The organism is Acidiphilium cryptum JF-5 (genome assembly GCF_000016725.1).
Taxonomy (GTDB): Bacteria; Pseudomonadota; Alphaproteobacteria; order Acetobacterales; family Acetobacteraceae; genus Acidiphilium; species Acidiphilium multivorum.
The window spans coordinates 3290477-3305305 of the sequence record NC_009484.1 but is presented as its reverse complement, the minus strand read 5'-3'; the positions used below and the strand labels follow the sequence as shown (position 1 = coordinate 3305305).

Here is a 14829-nt window from a genome sequence, read left to right as displayed (position 1 = left end):
CATGAAAACAATCGGTCATTTCATCAACAACGAGACCGTCGCGGGCACGGGGGCGGAGCGTCTGCCCGTCTTCAACCCGGCGACCGGGGCGCAGACCGGCGCGGTGGCGGTGGCGACGGCGGCGGAAATCGAGGCGGCGATCGCCGCGGCGCGCGCCGCCTTCCCCGCCTGGGCCGCCACCCCGCCGCTGCGCCGGGCGCGGATCATGTTCCGCTTCAAGGAACTCGTCGAGCAGCACAAGGACGAGCTGGCGAAGGCGATCACGCTGGAACACGGCAAGGTCATTTCCGATGCCGGCGGCGAGGTCGTGCGCGGCCTTGAAGTGGTGGAATTCGCCTGCGGCATTCCCGAACTGCTGAAGGGCGATTATTCGCGCAATGTCGGCACCAACATCGACAGCTACTCGTTCCGCGCGCCGCTCGGCGTCGTTGCCGGCGTCACGCCGTTCAACTTCCCGGTGATGGTGCCGATGTGGATGTTCCCGATGGCGATCGCCTGCGGCAACTGCTTCATCCTCAAGCCCTCGGAAAAGGACCCCTCGCCCGGCCTGTTGCTCGCCGAACTGCTGAAGGAAGCCGGGCTGCCGGCAGGCGTGTTCAACGTGATCAACGGCGACCGCACCGCCGTCGACGCGCTGCTGACAGACCCGCGCATCGCCGCCGTCAGCTTCGTCGGCTCGACGCCGATTGCCGAGCACATCTACCGCACCGCCTCGCATCACGGAAAGCGCGTGCAGGCGCTGGGCGGCGCCAAGAACCACATGATCGTCATGCCCGACGCCGATCTCGACCAGGCGGTCGACGCGCTGATCGGCGCCGCCTACGGCTCGGCCGGCGAGCGCTGCATGGCGATCTCGGTCGCCGTCGCGGTGGGCGGCATCGCCGACCCGCTGGTCGAGCGCATCGCGAGCCGGGCGCGCAGCCTGAAAGTCGGCCCCGGGCTCGACCCCGAGGCCGAGATGGGGCCGCTGATCACCAGGGAACACCAGGCGAAGGTCGAATCCTATATCGAGGCCGGCATCGCGGAAGGGGCGCGCCTCGTCGTCGATGGCCGCGGCCTGAGATTGCAGGGCCACGAGGACGGCCATTTCGTCGGCCCGACCCTGTTCGACCATGTCCGGCCCGGGATGAAGATCCACCGCGAGGAGATCTTCGGCCCGGTGCTCTCGGTGGTGCGCGAGGCGAATTTCGATGGCGCGGTGAGGATCATCAACGAGCACGAATTCGGCAACGGCACCTCGATCTTCACCCGCGATGGCGACGCCGCGCGCAGCTTCGCCGACCAGATCGAGGTCGGCATGGTCGGCATCAACGTGCCGATCCCGGTGCCGATGGCGTTCCACTCCTTCGGCGGCTGGAAACGCTCGGCCTTCGGCGATCACGGCATGCACGGCCATGAAGGCGTGCATTTCTACACCAAGCTGAAGACCATGACCTCGCGCTGGCCGACCGGCATCCGCGCCGGCGCCGAATTCGCGATTCCGACCATGCGGTAAGCAGAGTCACCGGCCCGATTGTTGCAGGGCCGGCCCTGTGCCGGCCCATCCACGGCTTAACCAGCCTCAGATGACCGACGCGAAATCGGTCCGGTCAGGCGGACCGGGAGCAAAAAGGAAGCGCGCGCGTTCGCCGCCGAGACCGATCAGCGCCGAGGACACGGTGCCGAACCCGCCACGCGGGCCGACATTGAGCGCAGTGTCGGCGGGCGGGGCGCGATCCGCCAGCAGCGCCCGCCAGGCGGTCCACGCATCGGCGGCGGGATCGGGGCGGGGGGCAGCCTCGAACGCACCGCGATAGCGGGCAATGCGCGGGCTGTCCGGATCGTTCGGGTCGTGCGCGGTGATCATGGTGATGCCGGGGTCGAGCCGCATCGTCTCCGGCGCGCCGCGTTCCAACCCGCGCAGGACGTATCCGCCGGCGGCATCGGCGACGAGCAGGTTGAAGCTGCGGTAGCGCCCGGCATCCAGCCGGGCGAGCCGCGCCGCCGCCGCCGCCGCCGAGCGCTCCTCCAGTGCCATCAGCGGCAGCGCGCCCCGGCTCGCCTTGTCCGGCGTGGGGCCGAGGCTGCCGGTGCGGTTGAGCAGGGCGGCGACCACGCCGTGGCGGTTCAGGCCGAGCCAGGTGCCGCCGGCGGTGCGGTCGCGCCCGGCGATCACGCCGGGACGCTCCGGCCAGTGCGCGGCCGGCGGGTCCCACGGCCGCGCCAGCATCTCGTCGCGATTGGCGCCGATCACGACCGGCCAGGCATCGCCCGGCAGGAACGACAGGATCAGCGAGCACATCGCGCGCCGCCGGTCAGTGCGAGCCGAACACCCGGTCGAGAATGGAATCGACCCGGGCGAGATGCAGGCGCGGGTCCATCGCCGCGTCGATCGCCTCCGGGCTGATCCGGCCGGCCACGTCCGGGTCGGCCAGCAGATGGTCGCGGAAGCGGCGGAAATCCGGCTTGCCGAGCGCGGTCCAGGTCGCCATCGCGTTGCGCTGGATGATCCGGTAGGCATCCTCGCGGGAGATGCCGGCGCGGGCGAGCAGCAGCAGCACCTCGCCCGAATGCACGACGCCGCCGAGCGATTCGATATTTTCGGCCATCCGCTCCGGATAGACCGTCAGCTTCTCGATCATGCCGGCCAGCCGGTGCAGGGCGAAATCGAGCGTGATCGTCGCATCCGGCCCGATCACCCGCTCGACCGAGGAGTGGCTGATGTCGCGCTCATGCCAGAGGGCGACGTTCTCCATCGCCGGCACCACGTAGCCGCGCACGATGCGGGCAAGGCCGGTGAGGTTTTCCGACAGCACCGGGTTGCGCTTGTGCGGCATCGCCGACGAGCCCTTCTGCCCGGGGTGGAAGAATTCCTCGGCCTCGCGCACCTCGCTGCGTTGCAGGTGGCGCACCTCGGTCGCCAGCCGCTCGATCCCGGAGGCGATCACGCCGAGGGCGGCGAAGAAGGCGGCGTGGCGGTCGCGCGGGATCACCTGGGTCGAGACCGGCTCGGGCCGCAGGCCGAGCTTCTGCGCCACATGCGCCTCGATCGCGGGGTCGAGATGCGCGAAGGTGCCGACCGCGCCGGAAATCGCGCAGGTGGCGATCTCCTCGCGCGCGGCGAGCAGGCGGGCGCGGTTGCGGGCGAATTCGGCGTAGTGACCGGCGAGCTTGAGGCCGAAGCTGGTCGGCTCGGCATGGATGCCGTGGCTGCGGCCGATGGTCGGCGTGAGCTTGTGCTCGATCGCCCGGCGCTTGAGCGCCGCCATCACCGCGTCGATCCCCTCCAGCAAAAGATCGCTCGCCTGGGTGAGCTGCACGGCGAGGCAGGTATCCAGCACGTCCGACGAGGTCATGCCGAGATGGACGAAGCGCGAGTCCGGCCCGATTCCCTCGGCCAGCCAGGTGAGGAAGGCGATCACGTCGTGCCGGGTCTCGCGCTCGATCTCGGCGATACGCTCGACATCGGCCTCGGTCATCGCGGCGATCCGCGCGCCGCCCTTCTCGCGGATGGCGCGGGCGGCCTCGGCCGGCACGTCGCCGGTGGCGGCCATCGCCTCGGCGGCCAGCGCCTCGATCTCGAACCAGATCCGGTAGCGGTTCAAGTCCTGCCAGATCGCGACCATCTGCGGGCGGGCGTAACGCGGAACCATCGAATTCTCCCATCTTCCAGGCCGGCAGGCGGCGCGGCGCCGTTTTGGGCCGGGGCGGTCCGGTTGACAAGATGGGCCGGCTCCGCGAACCCGATGCAATGGAATTCATGCTCGCCGATGCGCTGGTGCTCGCGCAGGTCCTGATGATCGACCTCGTCCTCGCGGGCGACAACGCGATCGTCATCGGTCTCGCCGTGGCGCGGCTGCCCAAGGCGCAGCAGAAACAGGCGATCCTGATCGGCGTCGCGGCGGCCACCGTCATCCGCATCGCCCTCGCGCTGGTCGCGCTCCGGCTGCTGGCGATCATCGGGCTGACGCTCGCGGGCGGCATCCTGCTGCTCTACGTGGTCTGGAAGTCCTGGCGGGAGTTCAACCACCAGCCGGAGGAGGCGGCGGGAGAAGCCCCCGGCAAGCTGCGCGACGCGGCGCTGCGGATCATCATCGCCGATATCTCGATGAGCCTCGACAACGTGCTGGCGGTCGCGGGGGCGGCGCGCGACCACCCCGCCCTGCTTGCCGCCGGCCTGCTGGTTTCGGTGGTGCTGATGGGCATCGCCGCCAACCTCGTCGCGCGCCTGCTCACGAAACGGCGCTGGCTGGTCTGGGTCGGGCTCGCGATCGTCCTATATGTAGCGCTTGAGATGATCCATGGCGGCATCCTTCAGGTAGCGGCGCGTCTGGGCTGGCACCTTCCGGCCTGGTTCGGATGAGCGAGGCCGCGGTCGAGATCGCGGGCGGCGCGGACGGGCCGGTGATCGCCCTGACCGGGCCGCTCACCGCCGCCGCGCTGACCGAGGCCTGGCCGCGCGCCATCGCCGTCGCCCGCGCGGCGCAGGGGGTGATGACGCTCGACCTCTCGCGCGCGGCGCGGATCGACACCTCGGGCGCGGCGCTGCTGCTCGCCCTCGAACGCGGCCATGACGGGGAAACCCGCTGGCAGGGGCTGACGCCGGCGGCCGAGGGCCTGATCGCCCGGCTGCGCGCCGCCCTGCCCGAGACCGGCGCGCCGCCGCCGCCGCCGCGCACGGTCCGGGGCCCCGGGCCGCTGCGGACGCTGGGCGTGCGCATCGCCTTCTTCGGCGAGACCATCCTCGCCACGACCGGCCTGCCGGCCCGGCGGCGCTTCCTGCGCGGCGGCAATTTCTTCCGCATCGCCGAGCGCGCCGGCGCGCAGGCGCTGCCGCTGGTGATCATGCTCGGCTTTCTCATCGGCATGATCCTCGCCTTCCAGTCGGCGATCCCGATGCGCCAGTTCGGCGCCGACATCTACGTCGCCGCCCTGGTCTCGCTGTCGCTGTTCCGCGAGCTCGGCCCGCTGCTCGCCGCCGTCATCCTCGCCGGGCGCACCGGCTCGGCCTTCGCCGCCGAACTCGGCACGATGATGGTCAACGAGGAAGTCGCGGCACTGACGACGATGGGAATCGACCCCGGCACCATGCTCGTCATTCCCCGGATGGCGGCGGCGATGCTGGTGATGCCGGCCCTCGCCCTCGGGATCGACGTTTCGGGCGTGCTCGGCATGGGCTTCGTGATGGGCATTCTCGGCTTTCCGCCCTCGGCGATCGTCGCGCAGATGCAGATGGCGACCAGCCCGCACGACGTGCTGCTCGGGCTGATGAAATCGGTCGTCTTCGGCGCCGCGGTCGGGCTGATCGGCTGCCGCGCCGGGCTGACGGCCGGCGGCGGGCCGCGCGCGGTGGGCGAGGCCGCGACCTCGGCGGTGGTGGGCGGCATCGTCGCGACCATCCTGCTCGACGGACTGTTCGCGGTAATCCTCTACAGGCTCGGCCAGTGAGCGGCGCCGCCCCCGCCATCCGCGTCGAAGGTGTTGCGCAGAGCTTCGATGCGCGGGTGATCTTCCAGGACGTGAGCTTCGAGGTCGCGCGCGGCGAAGTGTTCGTCGTGCTCGGCGGCTCGGGTTGCGGCAAGTCAACGCTGTTCAAGCAGATGATCGGGCTGCTCCGCCCCACCGAGGGGCGGATCACCGTTGCCGGGCACGACACGGTGGCCGAGGTCGAGGCGGTCCGCCGCGAGATCGGGGTGATGTTCCAGTCCGGCGCGCTGTTCGGCTCGATGACCCTGCTGGAGAACGTGATGCTCCCGCTCACCGTTTTCACCGACCTGCCTTCCGCCGCCCGCGCCGAGATCGCGCGGGTGAAGCTCGCGCTGGTCGGCCTCGCGGAAGCGGCGAACCGGCTGCCGGCGGAGATTTCCGGCGGCATGGCCAAGCGCGCCGCGATCGCCCGCGCGCTGGCGCTCGACCCGCCGATCCTGTTTCTCGACGAGCCTTCCGCCGGGCTCGACCCCATTACCGGCGCCGGGCTCGACCGACTGATCCTCGACCTGCGCGCCGCCCTCGGCTGCACCTTCGTCGTGATCACCCACGAGCTCGCCTCGATCTTCGCGATCGCCGACCGCTGCCTGATGCTCGATCGCGAGGCGCGCGGCATGATCGCGCTCGGCGTGCCGCGCGAGCTCAAGGCCGCGGCCACGCATCCGCGCGTGCGCGCGTTTTTCAACCGCGAGGAGGATCCCGCATGAGCCGGATCACGGGAGGGCGCTGATGGAACCCAGAGGCGCCGCACTGCGCACCGGGCTGTTCGTGATCGGCGCCATCGTCGTGCTGGTCGGGCTCGTCTTCCTGCTGTCGGGCAACATGTTCCGGCCGGGCGCGGTCTATGAATCCTATTTCCGCGAATCGGTGCAGGGGCTCGATGTCGGCTCGGCGGTGAAGTTCCGCGGGGTGACGATCGGCAAGGTGAGCGAGATCGGCCTCGTCGCGGCGGACTATCCGCCACCCGACCCGAAGAACCTTAACGAGAAGGTCTATCACCAGGTCGTGGTCCAGTACCGGATCGACCCGCGCAAGCTCGGGCGCGATGCCGACATCCTCGAAGCGATCCAGCACGGGCTGCGCGTGCAGGTCGCGCCGCAGGGAATCACCGGCCTCGCCTATCTCGAACTCAGCTTCGTCAACCCGCAGAACAACCCGCCGCAGTCCGTGCCCTGGACGCCGCATCATCTCGTCATCCCCTCGGTGCCGAGCACGCTGACCGAGGTGCAGGACGCGGTGCAGGGCTTCCTCAACAACATGCGGCACGTGAAGCTCGGCCGGACGATCGACACGCTGACCTCGATGATCGACACCGTGAACCGCGAACTGACCACCGGCAGCGCTCACGAGGCGCTGGCCAATGTCAACGGGCTGCTGGTCGAGCTCAAGCACCAGGTCAGGCAGGCCGACCTGCCGGCGACGACCCGCTCGATGCGCACCCTGGCCGACGGCACGCAGACCCGCGAGATCCTGCAGCAGCTCGAAACCACGAGTGCCGCACTCGCGAAGGCGAGTGCGGCGATGCCGGCGCTGATCGCCCAGTCGGAGGCGACGATCCGCCACGCCAACGAGGCGACGGCGATGGTCGAGCGGCAGATGCTGCCGATCCTGCAATCGCTGAAGCAGGCCTCGGCCAATCTCGAAGACCTGTCCGACACGCTGAAACGCAATCCCGCCGCCGCGCTGCGCGGCAGGGAACCGCCGAGAGAGACGCCATGACCCCGATCTCCCGCCGCCTCGCCCTCGCCGCCCCGCTGGCCCTTGCCGGCTGCGGCACGGTGCTGTCGGAACAGCCCTACCGCCCGCGCACCGACTGGCCGCTCGCCCCGGCGCCGGATCTCCACCCGGCATCCCGCCCCTCACGCAAGGTGGTGAAGGTTCATGGCCTCGATGCCGGCCCGGCGCTGTCCGATCGCGGGCTGATCACGCTCGAAGCCGATGGGAGCATCCATCGCGGCTATTACAACCGCTGGGCCACGGCGCCGGCGGATGCGGCGACAGCGGCGCTGATGACCTGGCTGCAGGCCTCGGGCGATTTCGCCGCGGTGGTGGGGGATGGATCGTCGGTGACCTCGGATCTGACGGTCGGCGGCACGCTCGACACGCTGCTCGCGGCACCCGCGCGGGGCGAGGCGCGGGCGGCGCTGACCCTGGTGGTCGCGAAGCCGGTCGGCATCGGCGAGCGGCCGCTCGCGCAGAAGCGCCTGACCGCGACGGCACCGCTCGCGGGCGCCGCCCCGGCCGACCTGGTGGCCGCCCAGCGTGCCGCCCTTGCCGGCGTGCTGCGCCAGGCGGTCGCCCTCGTCGCGCGGTTCCGGTAGGCCCGGCCGGTCAGCCCTCTTCCGCGGTATTGGGATCGAGCGTCGCGGCGATGGGCGTGGTGCGCGGCAGGATCTGGTAGGGCTGCTGCTGCTCGTTGGGCACCGGCTCGCGCACGCGCTGGCGCCAGACGCCGAAACCCACCGCCGCCGCGGCCGCGAGGGCCAGGAAATAGAACAGCCCGCCGGGGCCGATCCGCGTCATCGCCATCGCCGCGATGATCGGGCCGATTGCCGCGCCGATGGAATAGACCAGCACGAGGCCGCCGCTGGCCCCCACCCGCTGGTCGGGCTCGAGAAAGTCGTTCGTATGGGCGACGCAGAGCGGGTAGAGGGTGAAGACGAGGCCGCCGAACAGCAGGCCGAGCGTATCCACGACGTCCGGCCGCCGGGCCAGGAGGCCGAGCACGAGGCTGACCAGCCCGGTGCCGGCAAACGTGCCGATGATCACCTTGCGCCGGTCGAACCGGTCGGAAAGCCGCCCGATCGGGATTTGCAGCACCACGCCGCCCAGGATCACGAGGCTCATGAACAGCGCGGTCTGCGGCCTGCCCATGCCGAGCCCGTGCGCGTAGATCGCGCCGAGCGCGTAGAAACCGCCGAGCATCACGCCGGTCACCGCCGCGCCGATGATGCCGAGCGGCGAGATCCGGTAGAGACGGACGAAGGAGAGCGGCGTCGCCCCCCCCAGCGCGGGGCCGGGGATCCGCGTCAGCGCGATCGGGATCACCGCGAGCGAAAGCAGGATCGAGGCGGCGATGAACGGCAGCGCCGGGACGCGGTTGCCAAGGTCGAGCAAAAACTGTCCCGCCCCCTGCCCGGCATAGAGCGCGACCATGTAGAAGGCGAGGATGGCGCCGCGGGTCTGCGGCGTCGCCCGCTCGTTCAGCCAGCTTTCGATGCAGATGAACACGCCGGCAAGCGACAGGCCCTCGATAAAGCGCAGCACCGCCCAGAAGCCGAATTCCTGCCAGACCGTGCAGGCCAGCGTGCTCGCCGAGAACAGCGAGACGAAGGCGGTGAAGGCGCGGATATGGCCGACCCGCTCGATGATCCGCCCGGCGCGCAGCGCGCCCAGCGTCAGCCCGGCGTAATAGGCGGTGCCGATCAGCCCGATGAGCAGCTGCGTCGTGCCCGCGGCTTCGAGCCGCAGGCTCATCAGCGTCGCGAGGAAGCCGCTGCCGGCCATCAGCATGAAGATGGAGAACAGCAGACTGCGGACGGAAAGCAGCGAGGGGACCATCAGAACCTCATCCTGCCGCAAGGCAAAGGAGACGCCAAGGCGACCGACGATCCGTCCCGGACCGGCCCACCGCCTGGAGCACTTCCCGATCCTTCCGGGTCGGCTTTCATGCTCTATTGTATTGATAAATAGAGCATCATCCGATCAGATGACTCCACCCGACCGGATGTTGCTCTAGGCGGTGGGCCGGCTGCGGTCAATGCCGCCGGTGCGGGTCAGCTTCGCCCGCATGCCCGATCAGGCGGCGGTGCGTAGCGTCCCGCCTTTGCCATCCTGCGTCGCCCGGCATTCGACCAGGGCGGCGTGGAGCGCGCGGATCGCGTCGTCGAAGCGGTCGGTATCGAGAATGAACTGGATGTCGACATTGCGCATCTGGTGCTGCATCGCCTTGACCCCGATTCCCGCCGCGCCGAGCGCGTCGAGCGCGCGGCCGACACAGCCCTCCGCGCTGAGATCGCTGCCGATCAGCGCGACCATGGCGAGGCGCGGCGCCGAGACCTCGGCGTTCGGAAATCGCGCCTCCAGATCGGCGATCACCCGGCGCACCGTCGGCCCGCCGGCGGCGAGGTAATGGGTGATGGCGTTGGCGTTGGACGACTTGCTGACGATGCGCGCGCGGTGCTTCGTCAGCGTGTCGAGGATCGCCGCGTCATAGCCCTTCTTGCCGACCATGTCCTGCTCGAAGAACTGAAGCGCGCGCAGCTCGCGGATGCCTGTGACGATCTCGATGCGCGGCGCGGCGGAAACGTAGTCGGCGCAGATCAGCGTGCCCTCGTCGTGCCGGTCGAAGGTGTTGCGCACCCGCAGCGGAATGCCCGCCTGGCGCAGGCCGCGCGCCGCACCGGGATGGATGACCTCGACGCCGAGATTGGCGAGCTGGTCCGCCACGTCGTAATTGGTGCGGCCGATCTTGCGCGCCTTGCCGACGCCGACGACCTTCGGATCGGCGCTGGAGAGATGGAACTCCTTGTGGATGATCGCCTCGCGCGCGCCGGTGAGCACGGCGAGCCGGGCGAAGGTCATCTCGGTGTAGCCGCGGTCGTATTTGCGGACCATGCCGTCGCTGCATTTCACATAGCCGGTGACGATCGGCAGGGTGGTCGCTGAGTCGATCCCGTCGAGCCCGGTGCGGATCCGCTCGTCGAGATCGAGGTTGCGCCCGTCCTGCCAGCCGGTCAGGTCGACGAAGGCCGCGTTGACGCCGCGGGCACGCAGCAGCAGGGCGGTGTTGTGCGCGCTGTGCGCCTCGCCGAGCCCGGCGAGCAGCTCGCGCAGGGTGGCGAGCGGTTCGTCGAGCCGGAAATGGCCGTGGCCGCGCAGGCGGTCGAGATCGTCGAGGCAGGCGCGGGTCTCGCCGATCCGGGCGGCGACGAAGTCATCCGCCACGGCGCGCTCGGGCGACGTGCCGAACACCTCCTCGTTGCGGGCGCGCATCGCGGCGGCGACCGCATCGAGCGCGTCGCGCCAGTCGCCCTTCTCGCCATCGGCGGCGAAGCTGGCATAAAGCCCGGGCGGCTTCGCGGCGTCGGTCTTCTTTTTCGGCTCCAGCAGCAGGTCGGTGATCCCGCCATAGGCAGAGACCACGAAGATCCGCCGGTAGAGATCGCGGCCGGCGCGGCCGGCGATCAGCACGTTGCCGACAACCGCGTCCGTCGCCGCGATCGACGTGCCGCCGATCTTCTCGACACTCGGAGCCATGCTCATGCCGCGCGCTCGCGCCGCACCAGCGGGCCCTTCACGATGTCGACGGTCGTGAACGCGCGGTCGGCGATGAAGTCCGGCCGCCGCGATTTCGGGCCGAACGGCTCGACCAGGCTGTTCGCCTTCGCGTTGAACACGAAGAACGCGTTCGAGCGCGGGAACGGCGTGATGTTGCCGTTCGAGCCGTGCATCGTGTTGCAGTCGAACAGCACCACGGTGCCGGCCTTGCCCGTCGGCGCGACGATGCCGTGATCGCTGGCGAGCGCGGTCAGCATCTCGCGGTCGGGCACGCCGTATTCCTGCTTCTTCAGCGAGGAGCGGTAATGGTTCTCCGGCGTCTCGCCAACGCAGGTGAGATATTTGCGGTGCGAGCCGGGGATGACCATCAGCGGCCCGTTATTCGCGGTATTCTCCGCCAGCAGGATCGACATCGACAACGCGCGCATCCGCGGCATGCCATCCTCGACATGCCAGGTCTCGAAATCGGAGTGCCAGTAGAACTCCTTGCCATCGAAGCCCGGCTTGTAGTTGAGCCGCGACTGATGGATGTAGACGTCGTCATCCAGCAGGAAGCGCGCCACCCCGGCAATCCGCGAATCCGCGGCGAGACGGCCGAGCAATTCGTTCTGCGCGTGGATCGCGAAGATCGAGCGCACCTCGTCGCTGCCGCGCTCGGTGATGATGGTCTCGCGGTCGAGCCCGGCGGGGTTGGCCAGCAGATCCATCGACCCCGACTGCAGCAGCGCGATCTCGGCGGGGTCGAACACGTTCTCCAGCACGAGATAGCCGTTGGTGTCGTAGAACCGCGTCTGCTCGTCGCTCAGCGGCGCGCCGGGCGCCCAGCGCCCATGCACCACCGGATCGTGGCGCGGCAGCAGCGACGGGGTGGGTTCGCGGCGCGACGGATAGAGATCGTCCATTGTCTGTTCTCCCACGTTTCGTTCGTTGCGGACCGGGACCTCAGGCCGCCTCGCCGACCGGGGCGGGCGGATAGGCGCCGGACGCGTCATGCACCTCCTGCCCGGTGACCGGCGGGTTGAACACGCAGGCGGTGACGATATCGGTCTTCGGGCGGACCACGTGACGGTCATGCTTGTTGAGCACGTAGAGCACGCCCGGCTTCAGCTGGTGCGTCTCGCCGGCATCGAGATCCTCGATCATGCCCTCGCCGCTCAGCACGAAGACGGCTTCGTAATGATGCTTGTAGTGCATCCGCAGCTCCTTGCCCGCGTACATCGTGGTGATGTGGAACGAGAAGCCCATGCCGTCGTCGCGCAGCAGCATGCGCACGCTGTCCCAGCCATCGGTGACGACCTTTCGCTCCGAGGCCTGCGCCTCCTTCAGAGTCCGGATGATCATGTTTCTGCTCCTTGCTTCGTGTCGCGGCCCGTCACTCGGCGGCGACGCTGTAGGTGGGCGCGGTGGCCTCGTTCACGGCGCGTTCGAGAATGTCGAGCCCGGCCGCCAGCAGGTCGTCATCGATGGTGAGCGGCGCCAGCACCTTGACGATCTCGCCACCGGCGCCGCTGGTCTCGATCACCAGCCCCTCGCGGAAGGCGATTCCGGTGATGCGCTCGGCCATCTCGCCGGTGCCGGCATCGATGCCCTGCATCATGCCGCGGCCGCGCGTGCCCATCCCATGCCGCGCCGCGATCGCATCGAGCCGGCGGCCGAGCAGGTCGCCGCGCCGGGCGATGTCGGCGGCGAAGGCGTCATCGCTCCAGAAATGGCGGATCGCCGCGGCGGCGGTGACGAAGGCGTGGTTGTTGCCGCGGAACGTGCCGTTGTGCTCGCCGGGCTTCCACTGGTCGAGTTCCGGGCGGAACAGGGTCAGCGCGAAGGGCGCGCCGATGCCGGAGAGCGATTTCGCGAGGGTGATGATGTCGGGGCGGATGCCCATCTCCTCGAAGCTGAAGAAGCGGCCGGTGCGGCCGCAGCCGGCCTGGATGTCATCCACGATCAGCAGCGCGCCGTGGCGCTTCGCGAGCGCGGCGATCTTGCGCATCCATCCGGCGGAGGCGGCGTTCAGCCCGCCCTCGCCCTGCACCGTCTCGACCAGGAACGCCGCCGGCGCGTCGAGGCCCGAGGAGCCGTCGGCAAGGCGCTGCTCCAGCAGGTCGGCGGTGTCGATCTCCGGGCCGTAATACCCGTCATAAGGCTCGTGGCTGACATGGGCGAGCGGCACGCCGGCGCCGCCGCGCTTGCCCTCGTTGCCGGTGCAGGCGAGGGCGCCGAGCGTCATGCCGTGGAAGCCGTTGGTGAAGGCGATCACGGTCTGCCGGCCGGTCACCTTGCGGGCGAGCTTGAGCGCGGCCTCGACGGCATTGGTTCCGGTCGGGCCGACGAACATGGCGCGATAGTCCATGCCCCGCGGCTTCAGGATCACGGTTTCCAGCGCGTCGAGGAACTCGGCCTTGGCGTCGGTATGGAAGTCGAGTCCATGAGCGATGCCGTCGCGGGCGATATAGTCGATCAGCACCCGTTTCAGCACCGGATGATTGTGGCCGTAATTCAGCGACGAGCAGCCGGCGAGGAAATCCAGGTAGCGGCCGCCGTGGCTGTCATGCAGCCAGGCGCCTTCGGCCCGCGTGAACTGGCGCGGGATCGCGGTGCAGTAGCTCCGCACCCTGGACTCCATGCGCTCGTAGATCGCGGTATCCGGCTTGCGCCGGGAGGGGCGCGGCAGATCGGTCATGAGATGTCCTTTCGTGCTGGTTCGGCGACGGGCTGGGGAAGGCCGATCGTCACCTCGAACTCGGTGTCGTGCAGGCCGGCGAAATGGGCGGCGCGGTCGAAGCGCACCGCCCGGGCGAACGAGCCGCCGCGCCGGCGGGCAAGGCTTTCGAACAGCCGCCACGACGCGGTGTTCGCCTCGGTGATGGTGGTGGTCAGGGCGCGCACGCCGGCAATGGCGGGACGGTCGAGCAGCGCATCGAGCATCTGCCCGCCGAGGCCGATGCCCCGCGCCGCGGACGAGACCGCGACCTGCCAGACGAAGATGCGCGAGAGGTCTGACGGCGGGCGGTAGCCCGAAATCCAGCCGACCACCGCGCCCTCGCGCTCGGCGAGCACGCAGGTTTCGGCGAAATCGGTGCATTGCAGCAGGTTGCAATAGGCCGAATTGGCATCGAGCGGCGGGCAGTCCGCGATCAGCGCGGTCACCGCCGGACCGTCGGCCGCGGTCGGCCGACGCAGCGCCACCGCGCTGCCGCACGGTGCCGCCAGATTGTCGATATGGCCCGGAATTATTTCATCCTCCGAAACAGATTTGTCCCGTGTCGCGCCACCACAGGCAGCGACGTGAAACCAGAGATACGAAAATATTTGAAAATATCAAGTTTTTTGTGAATGTTTTCGCCGAAGCGCCCATAATGTCCATGAAATATCTTTCGATTATTGAAATATATTCCCGTTGCAAACGGCGCCGTTCTGAGGCTCCATGCGGGCATGGACGAAGATCTCACCAGCGCGACGCTGCGGGCCATCCGCCGCATTCTGCGGGCCACCGACCAGGGCAGCCACCGCCTCTACGCGGCGACGGGGCTGACCACCTCGCAATTCCTCGTGCTGCAGGAAATCGACCGCCGGGGCGACGCCACGCCGGGCACCATCGCCACGGCGCTGCAATTCGGCCAGGCGACCATCACCAATATCGCCGACCGCCTCGTTGCCGCCGGGCTGATCACCCGCCGCCGCGGCGAGCGCGACAAGCGCCAGGTGATCCTGGCGGCGACGGATGCGGGCCGCGCCGCGCTCGGGCGCGCGCCGGACCTGTTGCAGGAGCGCTTCCGCGACCGCTTCCAGGGCCTGCCGCTCTGGGAGCGGGCGATGATTCTTGCCGCGCTCGAACGCGTCGGCTCGCTGCTCGACGCCAGCGGAATCGACGCCGCGCCACTGATCGCCGCGGGTGCGATCGACCGCGCCGCCGGCCCTCCGGCGGAGGCCGAACCGGCGCCCCGCCAGGACGCGGCCCCGGCAATCGGGCATCCGTCCTGACTTTTTTCGGTCTCCGCCGGCGCCTGCCGGTGAAACAAGGTGATACAATCCATAGATGAGGGTGCGATATGCGGCGCCGGGTCTCGTCGGGCGCCGCTCCGGTCA

15 protein-coding genes are annotated in these 14829 nt (G+C 69.5%); 7 read left to right on the top strand and 8 right to left on the bottom strand.

Translation table 11 applies throughout. The features are described from left to right. The first annotated feature begins 1 nt into the window (after position 1). Positions 2 to 1495 (top strand): CoA-acylating methylmalonate-semialdehyde dehydrogenase, encoded by a 1494-nt coding sequence (locus tag ACRY_RS17620; RefSeq protein ID WP_012040488.1) that lies wholly within the window; start codon positions 2 to 4, stop codon positions 1493 to 1495. A 66-nt stretch (positions 1496 to 1561) separates the two neighbouring features. On the opposite strand, the gene ACRY_RS17615 is transcribed toward ACRY_RS17620, so the two are convergent. Beyond that, positions 1562 to 2281, bottom strand: a complete 720-nt coding sequence (locus tag ACRY_RS17615; RefSeq protein WP_012040487.1) for an NRDE family protein — start codon at positions 2279 to 2281, stop codon at positions 1562 to 1564. A 13-nt stretch (positions 2282 to 2294) separates the two neighbouring features. Further along, positions 2295 to 3632 carry an adenylosuccinate lyase gene (purB, locus tag ACRY_RS17610; protein ID WP_012040486.1) on the bottom strand — a complete coding sequence of 446 codons (1338 nt, stop codon included), beginning with the start codon at positions 3630 to 3632 and terminating at the stop codon, positions 2295 to 2297. A gap of 71 nt (positions 3633 to 3703) precedes the next feature. Here purB and ACRY_RS17605 point away from each other — a divergent pair, with 71 nt between their 5' ends. Genes ACRY_RS17605 through ACRY_RS17585 form a run of 5 tightly spaced genes read left to right on the top strand, consistent with a single transcriptional unit; the run spans position 3704 to position 7787 of the window. Then, entirely contained in the window at positions 3704 to 4342 is a 639-nt protein-coding gene (locus tag ACRY_RS17605; protein WP_007423711.1) for a YjbE family putative metal transport protein, read from the top strand. Beyond that, on the top strand, positions 4339 to 5427 hold the full coding sequence (locus ACRY_RS17600; protein WP_012040485.1) for an ABC transporter permease: 1089 nt from the start codon (positions 4339 to 4341) through the stop codon (positions 5425 to 5427). The genes ACRY_RS17605 and ACRY_RS17600 overlap by 4 nt, the downstream gene beginning before the upstream one ends. Then, positions 5424 to 6173 (top strand): ABC transporter ATP-binding protein, encoded by a 750-nt coding sequence (locus tag ACRY_RS17595; protein WP_012040484.1) that lies wholly within the window; start codon positions 5424 to 5426, stop codon positions 6171 to 6173. Before ACRY_RS17600 ends, ACRY_RS17595 begins: the two co-directional genes overlap by 4 nt. A gap of 22 nt (positions 6174 to 6195) precedes the next feature. Continuing rightward, on the top strand, positions 6196 to 7185 hold the full coding sequence (locus ACRY_RS17590) for an MlaD family protein (protein WP_007423491.1): 990 nt from the start codon (positions 6196 to 6198) through the stop codon (positions 7183 to 7185). Next, complete coding sequence (locus tag ACRY_RS17585; protein WP_012040483.1) at positions 7182 to 7787, top strand: ABC-type transport auxiliary lipoprotein family protein; 606 nt, start codon at positions 7182 to 7184, stop codon at positions 7785 to 7787. The genes ACRY_RS17590 and ACRY_RS17585 overlap by 4 nt, the downstream gene beginning before the upstream one ends. A 10-nt stretch (positions 7788 to 7797) precedes the next feature. Here the strand turns inward: ACRY_RS17585 and ACRY_RS17580 are convergent, their stop codons facing one another. The 6 genes from ACRY_RS17580 to ectA all read right to left on the bottom strand — a co-directional run bounded on the left by ACRY_RS17580 (position 7798) and on the right by ectA (position 13929). Further along, a complete protein-coding gene (locus tag ACRY_RS17580) occupies positions 7798 to 9027 on the bottom strand; it encodes an MFS transporter (RefSeq protein WP_012040482.1) in 1230 nt (409 codons plus the stop codon). Between the two features lie 237 nt (positions 9028 to 9264). After that, positions 9265 to 10731 (bottom strand): aspartate kinase, encoded by a 1467-nt coding sequence (locus ACRY_RS17575; RefSeq protein ID WP_012040481.1) that lies wholly within the window; start codon positions 10729 to 10731, stop codon positions 9265 to 9267. Next, positions 10728 to 11648: an ectoine hydroxylase gene (gene thpD, locus ACRY_RS17570; RefSeq protein WP_012040480.1), complete on the bottom strand. Its 921-nt coding sequence runs from the start codon at positions 11646 to 11648 to the stop codon at positions 10728 to 10730. The genes ACRY_RS17575 and thpD overlap by 4 nt, the downstream gene beginning before the upstream one ends. Before the next feature lie 40 nt (positions 11649 to 11688). After that, complete coding sequence (locus ACRY_RS17565) at positions 11689 to 12087, bottom strand: ectoine synthase (RefSeq protein ID WP_012040479.1); 399 nt, start codon at positions 12085 to 12087, stop codon at positions 11689 to 11691. A 31-nt stretch (positions 12088 to 12118) separates the two neighbouring features. Then, positions 12119 to 13423, bottom strand: a complete 1305-nt coding sequence (gene ectB, locus ACRY_RS17560; protein WP_012040478.1) for a diaminobutyrate--2-oxoglutarate transaminase — start codon at positions 13421 to 13423, stop codon at positions 12119 to 12121. Continuing rightward, positions 13420 to 13929 carry a diaminobutyrate acetyltransferase gene (ectA, locus tag ACRY_RS17555; protein ID WP_012040477.1) on the bottom strand — a complete coding sequence of 170 codons (510 nt, stop codon included), beginning with the start codon at positions 13927 to 13929 and terminating at the stop codon, positions 13420 to 13422. The genes ectB and ectA overlap by 4 nt, the downstream gene beginning before the upstream one ends. A gap of 246 nt (positions 13930 to 14175) precedes the next feature. Here ectA and ACRY_RS17550 point away from each other — a divergent pair, with 246 nt between their 5' ends. Beyond that, a complete protein-coding gene (locus ACRY_RS17550; protein ID WP_007424000.1) occupies positions 14176 to 14724 on the top strand; it encodes a MarR family winged helix-turn-helix transcriptional regulator in 549 nt (182 codons plus the stop codon). The last annotated feature ends 105 nt before the right edge of the window (positions 14725 to 14829 follow it).